The following is a 17,139-nucleotide window of genomic DNA, read 5'->3' as shown; positions in this document are numbered from 1 at the left end:
GGGTCAGCGCCAGTGCCGAGGCGGGGATCGGTGCCCGCGCAGGATATCGCCGAGCCGGCGCGACGCGCCGCCATCGGTCTCCACGGTGGACACCACGGACCGGACGACCTCGCCACCCAGTCCTTGCACCGATCGGCCCAGCAGCTCCCACGCCCGCAGCAGCGTCTCCTCGTACCCCCGGTAGTGCTTCTCGAAGGCGGCGCCGATGTCGTCGCGGCCCCACGGACGCTCCGCGCTCGCCGCCGCGATGGCACCGCCCGCCTCGCGCCGGGCCGCGCCGATCGCCTCGCCCGCCGCGGTCAGGTCGGCACCGCCGCGGCGGGCCCGCTCCGGGTCCAGCCAGATCTCCCCTTCGGCCACCGGGTCACTCCCCGCGCGACATGACCGCGTCCGCGCGGCCCAGCAGCGCACCGAAGTCATTGGTACGCAGGAACTCCACCGACGGTGAGCCGGGTGGCAGATAACCGGCGACCAGCTCCCGGGTGGCGTCGACAGCGGCGGCGGAGGCGCGCCCCACCGTGGCGGTGACCTTGCGGCCGAGCGCCTTGGCGTCCCGGTCCTGGAAGACGGAGGGGGTGAATTCGACGCTGATCAGCTCGCCCCGGGCCCCGACCACCGCCGTTACCTGGCCGTCCTCGGAGCGCTCGGTCACCCGAAGCTCGGCGAGTCGGGTCTGCAGTTCGTCCAGTCCGGACCGAAGTCGCTGGTACTGGCCGTACACCTCGTCGAATCGCGCGCGCAGCGCGCGATTGGCGTCCCGGTCCGCGCTCTCGGCCACCGCCACTCCCTCCGTCACCGTCGGTAGGGGAGACCATACCGGGCGCCACGGGATCCGTGGGGTCCGGTAGTTTCGGTCCGTGATCGAACGACAGCAGGCCGAACAACTCGCCGCCGTCTGGGCGCGGCGCGACTCCGAACGCCTCGGGTCCCCCTGCACGCCGGTGGTCGAGGAGTTCGACCTCGGCTACCTGATCACGTCCCGGGTCGCTCGGGAGGCCCGGGCGCTCCCCGGCGACCTGCCCGCGACCGTGGTGGACAAGGAGACCGGCGAGGTCTCCAGCTGGCCCCGCCTGCCGCTGCCGGCGGTGGCGCAGCTGTTCCGTCAGCGGCGCTCGCCGGCGCCGCGCGCGCCCCGCACGGTCGACCCGGCGAGCCAGTTGCTCCGCGAGCTGACCCGGCTGCCGATCCCCGGGGCAGCCGCGCATCTCACCCTCGACGGCCGGACCCACGTGGCGCACGGCGCGAAGGGCGACATCGAGCTGCATCACCATCCGCTGGTTCGGGCCTATCTGGACCAACTGCCCCCCGGGCAGCTGGTGCGGGGCGGGGAACGCCACGCCGAGCTGATCGTTGTCTCCGACGTGCTGCACGAGCACGATCATCAGCGCGCCGCCCAAGGTCTCCCGGCCCTGACCCTGGCGGAGGCGCAGGCGCTGCTCGGGGCTGCCCGCATCGAGTTCTTCCGGATCCGGGAGGCCGGTGACCCGGCCGGCGGCTCAGCCGAGCTGCCGTGCGACTCGTGCGTCAATTTCCTGGTGCGGTTCCACGCGCTGCCCTGGTCCGACCTGGCCTACACCGAGGCGTGGCATCCGCAACCGGCACCCGCCGTCCATCCGGGGCGTTTTCCCGACGAGGTTTCCCATGCGCTGGTCGAGGCAGGCTGGGAGGACAGCATCTTCAACGAGGCGCTGGCCATGGGCGCGATCACCGACACCCGGCAGGTCGCCGGGCGACACCACCGCCACGAGCCGCTCCTCGCGGCCGAGCGGGCCCTGACCGCGTTTCCCGCGTTGCTGACCCGGAGACGGGGGCCGGGGCAGCAGGTGTGGATCAGCCCTTTCACCACCAATCCGCTGCGCGCCGCGCACACCGCCGACACGCTCGCCGACTTCGGCGCGGTGCTCGGCGTACGGCTGTTTCCGCTGGGCACCGAGCGCGGCGACAGCATTATCGCGGTCGACGAGCGGGGCCGGGTCTTCGCGCTGGACCAGGCCGGCGAGTGGTTCCTCGGCGCGGACATCGACGCCGCGCTGACCACCCTGCTGCTCGGCCGGGCACCCGCCCGGTTACGCGACGACGGCACCTGGTGAGCGGTTACAGCGCCACCCCGGTGAGCACCATGACCCGCGGCTCGGTGTAGTCGTCCATGGCGCTGCGCAGCCCTTCCCGGCCGACGCCGGAGCCCTTCACCCCACCGTACGGCATCTGGTCGGCCCGGTACGACGGCACGTCGCCCACGATCACCCCACCGACCTCCAGGGTCCGGGCGGCGTCGAACGCGACGTCCAGCCGGTGGGTGAACACGCCGGCCTGCAGTCCGTACGCGGAGTCGTTGACGGCGGCGAACGCGGCCCGGTCGTCGGTGACCGGGGCGACCACCAGCACCGGCCCGAAGACCTCTTCGCGGCAGACCCGGGCGGACGAGGGCACCCGGGACAGGACGGTGGGCGGGTAGCTGGCGCCGTCCCGGCGCCCGCCGACCTCGATGGTGGCCCCGGCGGTGACCGCTTCGTCCACCCATTCCTCGACCCGCCGCGCGGCGTCCTCGGAGATCAACGGCCCGACGTCGGTGAGTGCGGAGGTCGGGTCGCCGGTGCGCAGTTCCTGCACGGCGGCGACCAGCCGGGGCAGGAAGCCGTCGTAGATCCACTCGTGGACGTAGACCCGCTGCACGGCGATGCAGGACTGCCCGGCCTGGTAGTTGGCGAAGGTGGCGATCCGGTGCGCGGCGGCGGTCAGGTCCGCGTCGGAGTTCCAGTCTTCGCAGATCACCGCCGCGGCGTTGCCGCCCAGTTCCAAGGTCACGTGCTTTTCGGGCACGGCGCGGCGGATGGCGGTGCCGACCGGCCCGGAGCCGGTGAACGACACCACCGGCAGCCGGGGGTCGGCGACCAGTTCGGCGGCGCGCTCGTTGGGCAGCGGCAGGACGGAGAACATCCCCTCGGGCAGCGCGGTCTCGGCCAGGAGTTCGCCGAGCAGCAGCGCGGAGAGCGGGGTGGCGGGGGCGGGCTTGACCACGATCGGCGCGCCGACGGCGAGGGCGGGGGCGACCTTGTGCGCGACGAGGTTCAGCGGGAAGTTGAACGGCGCGATGCCCAGCACCGGGCCGCGGGGCACACGCCGGACCAGGGCGATCCGTCCGGTGGCCGCCGGGTCGGTGTCCAGGCGCTGCAGTTCGCCGGAGAAGCGCCGGGCCTCCTCGGCGGCCCAGCGGAAGGTGGAGACGGCCCGCCCGACCTCCGCCTTCGCCCACTTGATTGGCTTGCCGTTCTCGGCGGTGATGAGGGCGGCGGCCTCGTCGGCCCGTTCGGCGAGCCGCCGGGAGACGTGGTCCAACGCCGCCGCGCGGGCGTGCGCGGGCAGGGCCGCGGCCGCCGCGGCCACCCCGGCGGCTGCCGCGACGGCGGCTTCGACCTGCTCCGGCGTGGCGAGGGTGGTACGCCCCACCGGGCGGCCGTCGTACGGGTGGGTGACGGTCAGCTCGCCCGCGCCGTGGGCGGGGCGGCCGGCGACATAGAAGGCTCTCGGCTCCACGATCGGCAGCGTAGTCCACCCGCGTTCGCGCGGAAACAGTTGCTCAAACCCTTGTCTGCCGCGAATTCAGTGGCCAAGATGGCAGTCAGATTGCGATAACCTCCGCCGACCCTACCCCCGGCCACCCTTCGGAGACTTCTGATGAGCGATCGGCAACAGCTGCGCAACTTCGTCAACGGCGAGTACGTCGACCCGGTGGACGGCGGCTACGCCGACCTGATCGACCCGTGCACCGGCGAGGTCTTCGCCCAGGCGCCGGTCTCCGGGTCGGCGGATGTGGACCTGGCCATGACGGCGGCCGCCACCGCGTTCGAGAGCTGGCGGGACGCCACCCCGGCCGAGCGGCAGAAGGCCCTGCTCAAGCTCGCGGACGCGGTGGAGGCCCGGGCCGCCGAGCTGGTCGACGCCGAGGTCCGCAACACGGGCAAGCCGCGCCAGCTCACCGCGGACGAGGAGCTGCCCCCGGCGGTGGACCAGTTCCGCTTCTTCGCCGGGGCGGCCCGCCTGCTGGAGGGCCGCTCGGCCGGCGAGTACATGGCGGGCCACACCTCGTACGTGCGGCGCGAGCCGATCGGCGTCTGCGCGCAGGTCACGCCCTGGAACTACCCGCTCATGATGGCGGTCTGGAAGATCGCCCCGGCGTTGGCGGCGGGCAACACGGTGGTGCTCAAGCCGTCGGACACCACCCCGGTGTCGACGCTGCTGCTGGCCGAGATCGCCGCCGAGTTCCTCCCGCCGGGCGTGTTCAACGTGGTCTGCGGCGACCGGGACACCGGCCGGGCGCTGGTGTCGCATCCGACCCCGCAGTTCGTCTCGATCACCGGCTCGACCCGGGCCGGCATGGAGGTCGCCGCGGCGGCCGCCCCCGATCTCAAGCGGACCCACCTGGAGCTCGGCGGCAAGGCCCCGGTGGTGATCTTCGACGACGCGGACGTGGCGGCGGCGGCCGAGGCCATCGCGGTGGGTGGCTACTTCAACGCCGGGCAGGACTGCACGGCCGCCACCCGGGTCCTGGCCGGGCCGGGCATCCACGACGACTTCGTGGCCGCCCTCGCCGAGCAGGCCCGGAACACGAAGACCGGCGCCCCGGACGACGAGGACGTGCTCTACGGCCCGCTGAACAACGCCAACCAGCTGGCCCGGGTACGCGGCTTCGTGGACCGGCTGCCGGACCACGCGCGCGTCGAGACCGGCGGCGCCCAGCTCGGCGAGCGCGGCTACTTCTACGCCCCGACCGTCGTGTCGGGCGTCCGGCAGCCCGACGAGATCATCCAGGACGAGGTGTTCGGCCCGGTCATCACCGTGCAGCGCTTCTCCGCCGAGGACGAGGCGGTGCGCTGGGCCAACGGCGTCGACTACGGCCTCTCCGCGTCGGTGTGGACGAAGGACCACGGCCGGGCCATGCGGATGACCCGCCGGCTCGACTTCGGCTGCGTCTGGGTGAACACGCACATCCCGTTCGTCTCCGAGATGCCGCACGGCGGCTTCAAGCACTCCGGGCACGGCAAGGACCTCTCGGTCTACAGCCTGGAGGACTACACCCGGATCAAGCACGTCATGCACAACATCGAGGGCTGACCGGTGAGCGCGAGGAGTGAGCCGGGTCTGCGAGCCCCGCAGTCGCGAACGGAGAGCAGCCCAGTGACATCGTCGGACGAGCTGCACAAGCGCCGCGGGGCCGCGGTCGCCCGAGGCGTGGGCAGCACCATCAGCGCGTACGTCGACCGCGCCGGTGGCGGCACCATCACCGACGTCGACGGGCGCGAGTGGATCGACTTCGCCGCCGGCATCGCGGTGGCGAACGTGGGCAATTCCGCCCCACGGGTGGTCGAGGCGGTGCGGGCGCAGGTGGAGCGCTTCACCCACACCTGCTTCATGGTCGCCCCGTACGAGTCGTACGTGGCGGTGTGCGAGCAGCTCAACGCACTGACCCCGGGCGGCTTCGAGAAGCGCTCGGCGCTGTTCAACTCGGGCGCCGAGGCGGTGGAGAACGCCGTGAAGATCGCCCGGCACGCGACCGGGCGGCCGGCGGTGGTGGTCTTCGACCACGCGTACCACGGCCGGACCAACCTGACCATGGCGCTGACCGCGAAGAACATGCCGTACAAGCACCGGTTCGGGCCGTTCGCCGGGGAGATCTACCGGGTGCCGATGTCGTACCCGCTGCGCGACGGCGGCCTGGCCGGGGCGACCGCGGCGGCCCGGGCCATCGAGCTGATCGAGAAGCAGGTCGGCGCGGAGAACGTGGCGGCGCTGCTGATCGAGCCGATCCAGGGTGAGGGCGGGTTCGTGGTGCCGGCCGAGGGCTTCCTGCCGGCGCTGCGCGAGTGGGCGACCGGCGCCGGGGTGGTCTTCGTCGCCGACGAGATTCAGACCGGGTTCTGCCGCACCGGCGACTGGTTCGCCTGCCAGCACGAGGGCGTCGAGCCGGACCTGATCACGCTGGCCAAGGGGATCGCCGGCGGCCTGCCGCTGGCGGCGGTCACCGGCCGGGCCGAGCTGATGGACGCGGTGCACGTCGGTGGCCTCGGCGGCACGTACGGGGGCAATCCGATCGCCTGTGCGGCCGCGCTGGCCGCCATCGAGACCATGCGCGAGCTGGACCTGGCCGCCGCCGCCCGGCGGATCGGCGCGGTCATGGCCGACCGGCTGCGCGCGGTGGCCGGCCGTGATCCGCGGATCGCCGAGGTGCGCGGCCGGGGCGCGATGCTCGCCGTGGAGCTGGTGCAGCCCGGCACCCTGACCCCGGACCCGACCGCCGCGGCGGCGGTCTCGGCGGCCTGCCACGCCGCCGGCCTGCTCACCCTCACCTGCGGCACGTACGGCAACGTGCTGCGCTTCCTGCCGCCGTTGGTCATCTCCGACGACGAGCTGGCCCGGGGTCTGGACATCCTGGACGTCGCGTTCGGCTGACCCCGGTCAGCTCCCGGTCGTGGACCGCCATGGGCACCAATCTCCCCAGGTAGCGCCCATGGTGGTCCACCGGCCGCCCGTCCCCCTGCGCACGGCCAGATCCCGGCGATAGGCGGGGACGTCGCCACAGCCCGGCGTCATCGATCCGCTCGCCCCGCAGCGAGGAAGCTCGCCGGCGCACGCCGGCTTGAGCCGGTGACTCCTGCCTCCGACACGCCCGATCCTCCACAGCGGGTCCCGGCCGCCGCCATCCTGTTCTATAGTCCTACTGTCGTAGGACAATAGAAGGGCGTCGCGTGATCGAGTTCGTACTGGACGGCCGGTCCAAGGTGAACACCTATGTGCAGCTGATCCAGCAGGTCAAACAGGCCCTGCGGGTGGGGCTGCTGACCGCTGGCGACCAGTTGCCGAAGGTCCGCGACGTCGCGCAGTCGCTGGCCATCAACCCGAACACGGTGCTCAAGGCGTACCGCGAGCTGGAGATCGAAGGTCTGGTCGAGGGGCGCCCCGGCGTCGGCACCTTCGTCCGCCGGACGCTCGCCGGCCCCGCCTTGGCCGATCAGGCCGAGCTCCGCGAGGAGCTGGTGGCCTGGCTGCACCGCGCCCGCGCCGCCGGGCTCACCCCGGAAGACGTCACCGCCCTGGTCGAGACCACCATGCGGGCCGCACTCGTCGCCGGCACGACGCGTGCCGAACCCGCCTCAGCAGGATGAGAGGACAGCTGATGGAGATCGCGCTGGAGGCCGAGCAGCTCGGCAAACGGTACGGAAGAACCTGGGCGCTGCGGGACTGCTCGCTGCGCCTGCCCGCCGGGCGGATCGCCGCCCTCGTCGGCCCGAACGGTGCCGGCAAGAGCACCCTGCTGCACCTCGCGGTAGGCCTGCTGCGGCCGGACGCCGGCGCGGTGCGGATCTTCGGCGAAGCGCCGTACGCCAACCCGTCGGTGCTGCCCGGGATCGGCTTCGTCGCCCAGGACACCCCGCTCTACCGGGACTTCACCGCGGCCGAGCTGGTGGAGGCGGGCCGCCGGATGAACCGGAGCTGGGACGGGGCGCTCGCCCGCAACCGGCTGGCCCAGCTCGGCATCCCGCCGAAGCTGCCCGTCGGCAAGCTCTCCGGCGGCCAGCGGGCGCAGGTCGCGCTGGCGCTCGCCCTCGCGAAGCGGCCCCGGCTGCTGCTCCTGGACGAACCGGTCGCCAGCCTCGATCCACTGGCGCGCCGGGAGTTCCTGCAGTCGCTGATGGGCAGCGTCGCCGAGTCCGAGACCACCGTGCTGCTCTCCTCGCATCTGCTGGCCGACCTGGAGCGGGTCTGCGACTACCTGGTCGTGCTGCAGGCCGCCCGGGTGCACCTGGCGGGCGCGGTCGACGACCTGGTCGCCGCACACCGGCAGCTGGTCGGGCCCCGGCACGACGGCGAACCGATCGAGGGGGTCGACGCCGTGGTGCGGGCGAGTCACACCGCCCGGCAGTCGACGCTGCTGGTCCGGACGAGCGGCGAGGTCCTCTCCCCGGAGTGGACCGTGCACGACGTGACGCTGGAGGACCTTGTGCTGGCGTACCTCGCCGAGGGTGAGACCACCACGAGCCACGCGGCCTGGGAGGTGCCGGCATGATCTGGCTGGCCTGGCGGCAGCACCGCAAGCAGCTGCTCTTCACCCTCCTCGGGTTCGCCGCGCTGGCGGCCCTCATGGTCCCGATCGGCCTGTCGATGCGGCACAGCTTCACCGAGCTCGGGCTGCCCGACTGCGTCGACCAGCTCGCGCGCTCGACGGTCGACCCGGTCACCGCGAACGGCTGCGAGTCGTCGTTCCGCCAGTTCACCAACCGGTACGCCAGCCTGAACCTGGTGGCGGTCCTGCTCGTCGTCCTGCCGGTGCTCGTCGGCCTGTTCTGGGGCGCCCCGCTGGTCGCCCGGGAGGTGGAGCACGGCACGCACCGGTTCGCCTGGACCCAGGGCGTCGGCCGGACCCGGTGGGCCCTGGTGAAGTTCGGCTTGGTCGTCGCGGTCACGGTGACCCTGGCGATCGGCTACGGACTGGGCATGGCCTGGTGGGTCAGCCCGTTGACCCAGGCCGCGCACGAGGGCCGGCTCGGCTTCATCGTCTTCGACCTGCAGGGCATCGCCCCGATCGGCTACACCCTCTTCGCGGTGGCGCTCGGCGTCTTCGCCGGCACGCTCTGGCGCCGGATGCTGCCCGCCATGGGCGTCACCCTGGCCGCGTTCATCGGGGTCCGGGCGGCGGTGGCGATCCTGGCCAGGCCGCACTACCAGGCCGCCCGGACCCGCACCTTCCCGATCGAGGGGGCCGAACCGCTGCAGGAGGGCCGGGGCAACTGGATCCTCGCCAGCGGCGTGCGTAACCCGGACGGGCGGATGGTGGCGGCCGACACCCGGATCATGTGCCCGCCGGGCGGCAAGGGACCGGACGGTCACCGGTGCGGGGCCGAGCTCGGCGCCGAGCCCGGCGCCTACAACTGGGAGCTGTACCAGCCGGCGGACCGGTTCTGGCTGTTCCAGTGGATCGAGACCGGCATCTTCGTCGCCCTCGCCGCCCTCCTGCTCTACCTCGCCGTACGCCGGCTCCGCCGGATCGCCTGAGCGGCTCGGCCGGGTGGATCGCCAGGGCGCGTCGGCCCTCGGCGGTCCACCCGGCACCGGCCGGCGGTCAGCGCAGCAGCTCCACCGTGTTGCGCCGGACCAGGTTCTTGCCGGGCTCCCGGATCAGGTCCATGGCCGCGGCGTTGAGCAGCACACAGCTGCCCGACGGGCCGGTCACCGTGACGGTCGCGACCTTGCCGTTGTCCAGGTTGGTCACCCGCAGCCGGGTGCCGACCGGGAACTGCCCGCTGGTGGCCGCCGGCGCGCCGCCCTCGGCCGAGAAGGTGATCGCCCCGGCGCAGACGCTGCCGGCCGCCGGCGGGCGCGCCGCCGGCTGGGCCCGGCCCGGACGGATGTCCTCGCCGGCCGGTGTGCCGCCGCCGGGCGCCGCGGCGTCCAGGCGTTCCACCACGTTGCGCCGGATCACGTTCTTGCCCGGCTCGCGGACCAGGTCCATGGCGGCCGCGTTGAGCAGCACGCAGCTGCCCGACGGGCCGGTCACCGTGACGGTCGCGGCCCGGCCGTTGTCCAGGTTCGTCACCCGCAGCCGGGTGCCCACCGGGAACCGGTCGCTGGTCGCCGCCGGCGCGCCGCCCTCCGCCGAGAAGGTCACCGACCCCGCACAGGCCGACCGCGCGGGCGGGGCGGTCTCCGCGAACCCCATCCCCGTACCCACCGCGACGACCGCCGAGGCGGCCAGCGCCACGGTCGCCGCCAGCACGTGCCTGCGTTGCACCTTCACGTTGTCACTCCCGTCGTCCGGTGGTCCCGTTCGACGCCTGGTACGGACGGGACGGCCGGACCGTTCAGTCGGGCCTACGAATCACAACGGACCGTAACGGGTGTGCGGCGCTCCGCTGAGCAGCGCCCAGTACCGGTCGCCGTAGGACCAGTGCCACCACTCGGTCGGGTAGTTCACCAGCCCCGCCCCGCTCAGCGCGGCCACCAGGACCTGCCGGTTCCGCCACGCGCTCACCGGGATGTGCCGGGCCGCGGTGAAGCAGGCGTCGGCGCTCTCCTCCGGGGTGGCGTCAAGCGCCGTGCCCATGTCCAGCTCGATGCCGTCGGCGTCACAGAGGGTGAGGTCCACGGCCCCGCCGGTGCTGTGCGGCGCCACCTCGACCGGCGAGACGAACTTGGTGGTCTCCCGGTGCAGCCGCTCCGGCGACCAGTCCGGATAGCGCCGGCGCAACTCGTCCCGGTAGCCGGTGAAGATGTCCAGCTGCGACCGGTACGGCCGGTACCCCTCGACGACGAGCAGGCGCAGGCCGCCCGGCAGCGCGCGCTGCGCGGCCAGCAACCGGTCCGCGACCCCGCGCCGCACCCGGGCGTACGCCCCGGCCGGGTCGGCGGCCCGGCCGTCCAGCCGCAGCTCCGGCAGGTCCCGCAGGTCGACCAGCGGGTCGCCGTCGTCCCGGCTGGACACCGCGGCGACCCGGGGATCGGAGAGCAGGATCATGCCGCACCACCAGCGGGGCGTACGCCCGGCCGGGCCGCGTGCCGCGCGAAGGCGAGCGCCACCAGGCGGTCCACCACCTCGGGATAGTCGACGCCGGACGCCGCCCACACCTTCGGGTACATGGAGTGCGCCGTGAAGCCGGGCAGCGTGTTCAGCTCGTTGACGAACACCTCGCCGGCCGTCTCGTCGTAGAGGAAATCGACCCGGGCCAGGCCCCAGCCGCCGATCGCCGTGAAGGCCCGGACCGACAGCTCGCGGATTCGCTCGGTGATCTCGGCGGGCAGCTGCGCCGGCACGATCATCGGATCGGCGTCGCCGAAGTACTTCTGCCGGTAGTCGAACCAGCCGCCGGTGACCCGGACCTCGCCGACCGCCGACGCCTCCGGACGCCAGCCACCCAGCACGCCGCACTCCAACTCGCGGCCGGTCACCCCCTGCTCGACCAGCACCACCTGGTCGTGCCGGAGCGCCTCCTCGACCGCCGCCACCAGATCGTCGCCCTCGGCCACCCGGGAGATCCCGATCGAGGAGCCCATCCGGGCCGGCTTGACGAACAGCGGCCAGCGCAGCCCGACGACCAGCTTCTCCGGGTCCTCGGCGGCCCGCCAGGTCGCGGCGTCGAACCAGACGTGCGGGGTGGTGGGCACGCCCTCGGCCCGCAGCGCCCGCTTCATTGCCACCTTGTCCATCCCCACGGCGGAGGAGAGGATGCCGCACCCGACGTACGGCACGCCGAGCGATTCGAGCAGCCCCTGCACCACGCCGTCCTCGCCGTACGGGCCGTGCAGCACCGGGAAGGCCACGTCCAGCTCGACGTACCGGCTGGCCGGCGCGTCGGCGGCGGTGACCGCGACCGTGCCGGCACGGCTGCCGCGGCGCAGCTCGACGGGCGGCCCGGTCACCGGCAGCCGGTCGTCGATGGCCCGCCCGGCGGCCACGCTCGCGAGGTGCCCCGCGAGCACCGGCTCCGGCACCAGCCGCAGCGTCCCGTCCCGGTCGATCCCGAGCGCGACCACCTGGTGTCCCCGCTCGGCCAGGGCCCGGGCCACGCCGAGCGCCGAGGCGCAGGAGACCTCGTGCTCCGCCGACGGGCCACCGAACAGGACACCGATCCGTACCGCAGCACCACTCACGCCGCCACCCCTTCCATCCGTGCCCGGTCGGCGACGACCCCGGCCGTCAACCGGGCGACCAGTTCCGCCTCGACGTTCCCGCCGGTCAGCACCACGCCGACCGTCCGGTACCGCTCTGTTCGCCCGCCGTCGGGGTCGTCCGGCCGCAGCGCGCCGCCGAGGTAGCCGGGGTCGACCGGCCATGCGGCGAGCCGCAGCGCGCCGGCCAGCCCGGCCGCGCCGGACGGCTCGACGAGCACCTTCAGCTCCAGCAGCAGCAGCCGGAACGCCTCGGCGATCGCGTCGTCGTCGACCCGGACGACGCCCCGCACGGTGTCCCGCGCCACCGCGAACGGCAGCTCCCCGACGCAGCCCGGGCGGAGCCCGTCGGCGATGGTGGCGGCCGGCACGACCGGGGTGGGCCGGCCGGCGGCGAGGCTGCGGGCCAGCGAGTCGCAGCCGACCGGCTCGACGCCGTACACCTCGATCGGGGTGCCGGCGGCGGCCAGGCAGGCCCCGGCCACGCCGCCGCCCCCGCCCACCGGCACCACGAGCGCGTCCAGCGGGGTGCCGGCGCGCGCCGCCTCCTCGATCAGCTCCAGGCTGGCGCTGCCCTGCCCGGCCACCACGTCCGGGTGGTCGTACGCGTCGACCAGCGGGTGACCGGCGGTGTCGGCGACCTGGCGGGCGGCGGCCAGCCGCTCCTCGACGCTGGTGCCGGCCAGGACGACCCGCGCCCCGGCCGCCCGGGCCCGGGCCACCTTGACCGGCGCGGCGTCGACCGGCAGCACCACGGTCGCGGCCAGGCCGTGCCGGCGGGCGGCGAGGGCCACCGCCACCGCGTGGTTGCCGGTGCTCTGCGCCACCACCCCGTGGTGGCCGGCGGCGGCGAGCCGACCCACCGCGAGCATCGCGCCGCGCATCTTGTAGGAGCCCCCGGTCTGGAGGTTCTCCGCCTTCAGCAGGATCCGGGCGCCGGCCAGCCGGTCGATCGCCGGGCTGTTCAGCACGGGGGTACGCACCACCCGGCCGGACAGCCACCGGGCGGCCTCCTCGACGCTGGCCCGGTCCGGCAGGGCCGGGGCGTGGCTGCGGGACATGCTTTCTCCTTCTGGGTCGTGGTCCGCCCGCGCGGGGCGGGGCAGGTCGTGGTCCACCGGCGCGGGGCGGGGCAGGTGGTCTGCCCGCGCGCGGCCGGGCAGGTCGAAGATCCAGCGCGCGCCGGCGGCGGTGAGTCCGCAGTGGACGGCCAGGCTGAGCACCAGCACCACCGCGGTGAGCAGGGCCGGATAGCCGGCCGCCAGCAGCAGCCGCCCCGGTCCGTTCAGCTCGGCGACCGGGCCGGCGAGGAACCGGTGCAGCAGCGCCAGCACCGGCATGTGCAGCACGTAGATCGGCAGGGTGCGGCGGCCGAGCCGGGCCAGCGCCGCCCCGACCACCGGAAGCTTCGCCAGCCGGGCCGCCGCGGTGAGGCCGAACGCCACCGCGACGGCCGACACCAGCAGCCGCACCCCCGGCCAGCCCGCGGCCCCGGCCAGCGCCATGCCGGCCAGCACGGCGGCGTACGCGGCACCGACCGCGGCGAGCCGGCGCGCGGTGGCGCTCGCCGCCCAGCGCTGAAGGTGTCCCCGCGCGTGCACGCCGGCCAGGAAGAACACCAGGTTCTGGTAGACCTGCCCGCGGTTGCCGGGACCGTCCAGCAGGCCGGTCGCCGCGAGCGCGGAGAGCACGCCCGCGCCGGCCAGCAGCACCGCCGGGTGGAGCCGGCGCAGCGCCTTGGCCAACGCGAAGTAGAGCGCCAGGGCGTACAGGTACCAGAGATTGGAAGGGGTGACGGTGAGCTGGGCGAGCAGGCCGCCGAGGCTGGTGGCGCGGTCGGTGGGGAAGCCCGGTGCGAGGGCCAGCAGGGCGGTGTGGATGAGCAGCCAGGTGGCGTAGAGGTAGAGGTTGCGGGCGATCCGGGGGCGGGTCGCGACCCGCCACGGCCGGACCACCGCGTGCGCCGCGAAGATCCCGGAGATGGTGAAGAAGAGCGGCATCCGCAGCGGGAGCAGTTGCTCGCCGAACAGCCCCCAGGCGCCCGGCAGCGGCAGGTCGAGCCGCCAGTCGATCTGCAGGTAGTGCTTGACGATGACGTGCCAGAGCACCACGAGGATGATGCAGGCGCCCTTGGCCACGTCGGCCCAGAGCAGCCGGCCGGCCGGCGGCCCGGATTGATCGGTACGGGTCGGCACCGCGGTCTCCTCTCCCGGCGTCGCACGCCGTCGGTCGTTTCGGGGCAGGGGTCATCGCGGGAGGCCGTGTCGGCGACTCCCGGAGGGTGGTGCGGGGTGGGTCAGGTCAGGGCGGGTAGCTGGACGTCGACCCGTAGGCCGCCGTCCTCGCCCGGCCGGGCGGCGATGATGCCGCCGTGCGCCTGGGTGATCGAGCGGGCGATGGCCAGGCCGAGCCCGGCCCCGCCGCCCTGGTTGGTCCGGTCCCGGGCCAGGCGCCGGAACGGTTCGAAGAGCCCGGCGACCGCCTCGCCCGGCACGGTCTGGCCGGTGTTGACCACGGTGAGCGCCGGGTTCCCGCCGACCGTGACGGTGAGCCGACCGCCCGGCCGGTTGTACTTGATCCCGTTCTCCACCAGGTTCGTGACCAGGCGCTCCAGCAGCACCCGCTCGCCCGGCACGAGTCGCGGCGCCAGCTGGCTCTCCACCGTGACCCCGGCCTGGGCGGCGCGGTCCGCGTACGCGGCCAGCACGGTGCCGACGATCTCGTCGAGGCGCTGCGGGGTCGCGGAGCGCAGCCCCTGGTCGCTCTCGCTGAGCGCGAGCAGCCCTTCGATGAGCCGCTCGTTACGCTCGTTGGTGGCCAGCAGTTGGGCGGTGAGCAGGTCGAGCTGTTCGCCGGTGAGCGACTGGGCCATGCCCACCTCGATCAGGGTCCGCTGCACCGCCAGCGGCGTACGCAGCTCGTGCGAGGCGTTCGCGGCGAACCGCCGCTGCCCCTCGTAGCCGGCGGTGACCCGGTCCATCATGTCGTCGATCGCCCGGGAGAGCCGGGCCAGCTCGTCGCGGCCCGGACGGCGGATCCGGTAGCCGAGGTTCTGCGGGCCGAGGTTGGCGATCGGGTCGGCGAGGTCGCGCACCGGGCGCAGGCACCAGCGGGCCCCCGCCCACACCGCGACCCCGACGGCCACCAGCAGCGCCAGCTCGGTGAGCAGGGGCAGCAGCGGCACGAACGGGCGGGCCGGTTCGCACACCGCGCCGATCGTGGCCAGCCCGCAGAACTGCTGGGCCCGCCACCACACCAGTTCGAGCAGCCACTTGACCAGGTTGGGCAGCAGGAACCCGGCGAGCAGCGCGAGCACCCCGACCAGCAGGACCCGGCGGCGGGGGCTCACGCTGGCTCGCCGATCCGGTAACCGGCCTTCGGCACCGTGTGGATGACCGACGGCTGGCCGAGCTTCTTGCGCAACGTCATCACGGTGACCCGGACCGCGTTGGTGAACGGGTCGGCGAACTCGTCCCAGGCCTGTTCCAGCAGTTCCTCGGCGCTGACCACGCCGCCACCGGCCCGCATCAGCACGTGCAGGACGGCGAACTCCTTGGGGCTCAGGCCCAGCGCCCGCCCGTCCCGGCTTACCGTGTGCCGGGCCACGTCGAGCACCACCCCGTGCCGCTCCAGCACCGGGGGCACCGCCGGGGCGGACCGCCGGCCCAGCGCCTGCACCCGGGCCACCAGTTCGGCGAAGGCGAACGGCTTGGTCAGGTAGTCGTCGGCGCCGAGCCCGAGCCCCATCACCCGGTCCCGGATCCCGGCGGCCGCGGTGAGCAGCAGCACCCGGGTGCCTGCCGCGGAGCCGGCGAGGCTGCGGCAGACCTCGTCGCCGGTGGCGCCGGGCATGTCCCGGTCCAGCACGGCCACGTCGTACCGGTTGACCCCGATCCGTTCCAGCGCGCCGTCCCCGTCGTAGCAGACGTCGACCGCCATCGAGAACCGACGCAGCCCTTCGGCGACCGTGTCCGCCAGCAACCGCTCGTCGTCCGCCACCAGTACCCGCACCGCGCTCCGCTCCCCCGTGCTCCTCGTCCGTGCCACCTACGGTCCCAGGCCGGAGATAAGGGTTCCGTAAGCGCCGCCGCAGCCATCCTCCACTCCAGCGGGGCCGGAACAACCCCAGCTCGGAAAGGGTGTCACCCAGTGCGCCGGCTGCGGCGTTCGTCCCGCCGCAGGGGCCCGGTGCGAGCCGCCCGGGTGAGCCGGATCACTGCCTCCGGGACCAGGGTCCGGGATTCGCGGTGAGACGGGCCCGGCGCCGGTTGGCGATCAGCGGTGACCTGGGTCACCATGGGCGCGAGGAGGTCGCCGATGACCGACCCGTGGCTCGCCCTGGAGTTCGGCGCCGATCCGGCCGAGCGGATCGCGCAGGTCGGTGCCGCCCACGAGGCGTTCCTCACCGCCGGCACCACGCCCGAGCGGGTCCGCGACGTGGTCCGCCGGTCCTGGGAGCGGTCCGCGCTGCTCGACCCGGAGACCACCGCCCCGGTCGACCTCGCCGACGACGCGCTGGAGAGCTACCGGGCCGGGCATCCGCTGGCCCGCGTGCTGCCGCTCTTCCGCGACCTGCTCGGCGGCATCGCCCAGGACGGCGCGCACCTCATGGCGGTCTGCGACGCGTACGGGCGGCTGCTCTGGGTGGACGGGCACCCCGGGGTGCTCCGGCACGCCGAGCGGATGAACTTCGTGCCCGGCGCGCGCTGGGACGAGGCACACGCCGGCACCAACGCGCCCGGCACCGCCCTCGCCGTCGACCACAGCGTGCAGATCTTCGCGACCGAGCACTTCGTCCGGCCGGTGCAGCGCTGGACCTGCGCCGCCGCGCCGATCCACGACCCGATCAGCGGGCGGCTGCTCGGCGCCGTCGACATCACCGGGGGCGACCACCTGGCCACCCCGCAGAGCCTGGCCCTGGTCCGGGCCACCGCCCGCGCCGCCGAGGCGTTCCTGCTGGCCGGCGCGGCACCCGCCGAGCCGGACGTGCTGCACGTCGCCGCGCTCGGCCGGGACGAGGCCCAGCTGCGCATCGGCGGCCGGCGGATCCGGCTCGGCCGCCGGCACAGCGAACTGCTGGTGCTGCTGACCGAACACCCGGAGGGGCGCACCGGCGAGCAACTCGGCCTCGACCTGTACGGCGACGACCGGCTGCACCCGGTCACCCTGCGCGCCGAACTGTCCCGGCTGCGCCGGGCACTCGGCGAGGACGTCCTCGACTCCCGCCCGTACCGGCTGCGGCCGGCCGTGCGCGCCGACTTCCGTACCGTCACCGAGCTGCTGGAACGCGGCGACCCGGCGGGGGCGCTCCAGGCGTACGCCGGTCCCCTGCTGCCCGGGTCGGACGCGCCGGGAGTGGCGCGACTGCGCCGGCTGCTCGACGGCCAGCTCCGCGCGGCCGTGCTGGCCACCGCCGACGCCGGGCTGCTCGCGGCCTGGACCGCCACGCCCGCCGGCGCCGGCGACCTCACCGCCTGGCAG

The 17,139-nt window shown here is 74.3% G+C and carries 16 protein-coding genes; 7 read left to right on the top strand and 9 right to left on the bottom strand.

Translation table 11 applies throughout. The features are described 5' to 3' along the window. Window positions 1-3: 3 nt before the first annotated feature. Complete coding sequence (locus LQ51_RS04230) at window positions 4-360, bottom strand: hypothetical protein (protein WP_046563322.1); 357 nt, start codon at window positions 358-360, stop codon at window positions 4-6. A 4-nt stretch (window positions 361-364) separates the two neighbouring features. After that, window positions 365-778, bottom strand: coding sequence for a YbaB/EbfC family nucleoid-associated protein (locus LQ51_RS04225; protein ID WP_046563335.1), 414 nt, complete (start codon window positions 776-778; stop codon window positions 365-367). A 79-nt stretch (window positions 779-857) separates the two neighbouring features. Here LQ51_RS04225 and LQ51_RS04220 point away from each other — a divergent pair, with 79 nt between their 5' ends. Then, a complete protein-coding gene (locus LQ51_RS04220) occupies window positions 858-2,090 on the top strand; it encodes an SUKH-3 domain-containing protein (protein ID WP_046563321.1) in 1,233 nt (410 codons plus the stop codon). A gap of 4 nt (window positions 2,091-2,094) precedes the next feature. Here the strand turns inward: LQ51_RS04220 and LQ51_RS04215 are convergent, their stop codons facing one another. Next, window positions 2,095-3,534: an aldehyde dehydrogenase family protein gene (locus LQ51_RS04215; RefSeq protein WP_046563320.1), complete on the bottom strand. Its 1,440-nt coding sequence runs from the start codon at window positions 3,532-3,534 to the stop codon at window positions 2,095-2,097. 141 nt (window positions 3,535-3,675) lie between these two features. On the opposite strand from LQ51_RS04215, the gene LQ51_RS04210 reads away from it, so the two are divergent. The 5 genes from LQ51_RS04210 to LQ51_RS04190 all read left to right on the top strand — a co-directional run bounded on the left by LQ51_RS04210 (window position 3,676) and on the right by LQ51_RS04190 (window position 9,048). Then, window positions 3,676-5,112, top strand: a complete 1,437-nt coding sequence (locus tag LQ51_RS04210; RefSeq protein WP_046563319.1) for a gamma-aminobutyraldehyde dehydrogenase — start codon at window positions 3,676-3,678, stop codon at window positions 5,110-5,112. A 63-nt stretch (window positions 5,113-5,175) separates the two neighbouring features. Beyond that, window positions 5,176-6,447, top strand: coding sequence for a 4-aminobutyrate--2-oxoglutarate transaminase (gabT, locus tag LQ51_RS04205; protein ID WP_046563318.1), 1,272 nt, complete (start codon window positions 5,176-5,178; stop codon window positions 6,445-6,447). 296 nt (window positions 6,448-6,743) lie between these two features. After that, a complete protein-coding gene (locus tag LQ51_RS04200; protein ID WP_046563317.1) occupies window positions 6,744-7,160 on the top strand; it encodes a GntR family transcriptional regulator in 417 nt (138 codons plus the stop codon). An 11-nt stretch (window positions 7,161-7,171) separates the two neighbouring features. Beyond that, complete coding sequence (locus LQ51_RS04195; protein WP_046563316.1) at window positions 7,172-8,062, top strand: ABC transporter ATP-binding protein; 891 nt, start codon at window positions 7,172-7,174, stop codon at window positions 8,060-8,062. Beyond that, window positions 8,059-9,048, top strand: coding sequence for an ABC transporter permease (locus LQ51_RS04190; protein WP_046563315.1), 990 nt, complete (start codon window positions 8,059-8,061; stop codon window positions 9,046-9,048). Before LQ51_RS04195 ends, LQ51_RS04190 begins: the two co-directional genes overlap by 4 nt. A 67-nt stretch (window positions 9,049-9,115) precedes the next feature. Here the strand turns inward: LQ51_RS04190 and LQ51_RS04185 are convergent, their stop codons facing one another. The 6 genes from LQ51_RS04185 to LQ51_RS04160 all read right to left on the bottom strand — a co-directional run bounded on the left by LQ51_RS04185 (window position 9,116) and on the right by LQ51_RS04160 (window position 15,669). Then, window positions 9,116-9,790, bottom strand: coding sequence for an RlpA-like double-psi beta-barrel domain-containing protein (locus LQ51_RS04185; RefSeq protein WP_046563314.1), 675 nt, complete (start codon window positions 9,788-9,790; stop codon window positions 9,116-9,118). A gap of 81 nt (window positions 9,791-9,871) precedes the next feature. Beyond that, window positions 9,872-10,507 (bottom strand): M15 family metallopeptidase, encoded by a 636-nt coding sequence (locus LQ51_RS04180; RefSeq protein WP_046563313.1) that lies wholly within the window; start codon window positions 10,505-10,507, stop codon window positions 9,872-9,874. Continuing rightward, entirely contained in the window at window positions 10,504-11,640 is a 1,137-nt protein-coding gene (locus LQ51_RS04175; RefSeq protein WP_046563312.1) for a D-alanine--D-alanine ligase family protein, read from the bottom strand. Before LQ51_RS04175 ends, LQ51_RS04180 begins: the two co-directional genes overlap by 4 nt. Further along, complete coding sequence (locus tag LQ51_RS04170) at window positions 11,637-13,853, bottom strand: pyridoxal-phosphate dependent enzyme (RefSeq protein ID WP_046563311.1); 2,217 nt, start codon at window positions 13,851-13,853, stop codon at window positions 11,637-11,639. Before LQ51_RS04170 ends, LQ51_RS04175 begins: the two co-directional genes overlap by 4 nt. Before the next feature lie 101 nt (window positions 13,854-13,954). Continuing rightward, a complete protein-coding gene (locus LQ51_RS04165) occupies window positions 13,955-15,007 on the bottom strand; it encodes a sensor histidine kinase (RefSeq protein ID WP_046563310.1) in 1,053 nt (350 codons plus the stop codon). Then, window positions 15,004-15,669, bottom strand: a complete 666-nt coding sequence (locus LQ51_RS04160) for a response regulator transcription factor (RefSeq protein ID WP_046563309.1) — start codon at window positions 15,667-15,669, stop codon at window positions 15,004-15,006. Before LQ51_RS04160 ends, LQ51_RS04165 begins: the two co-directional genes overlap by 4 nt. A gap of 306 nt (window positions 15,670-15,975) precedes the next feature. Between LQ51_RS04160 and LQ51_RS04155 the strand changes: the two genes are divergently transcribed. Then, on the top strand, window positions 15,976-17,139 hold a 1,164-nt coding region (locus tag LQ51_RS04155; protein WP_046563308.1), incomplete at its 3' end, for a GAF domain-containing protein.

Origin of the sequence: Micromonospora sp. HK10 (assembly GCF_000982955.1) — a bacterium.
GTDB lineage: Bacteria > Actinomycetota > Actinomycetes > Mycobacteriales > Micromonosporaceae > Micromonospora.
The sequence above is the reverse complement of the archived record's forward strand: the minus strand, read 5'-3'. Positions and strand labels throughout refer to the sequence as shown.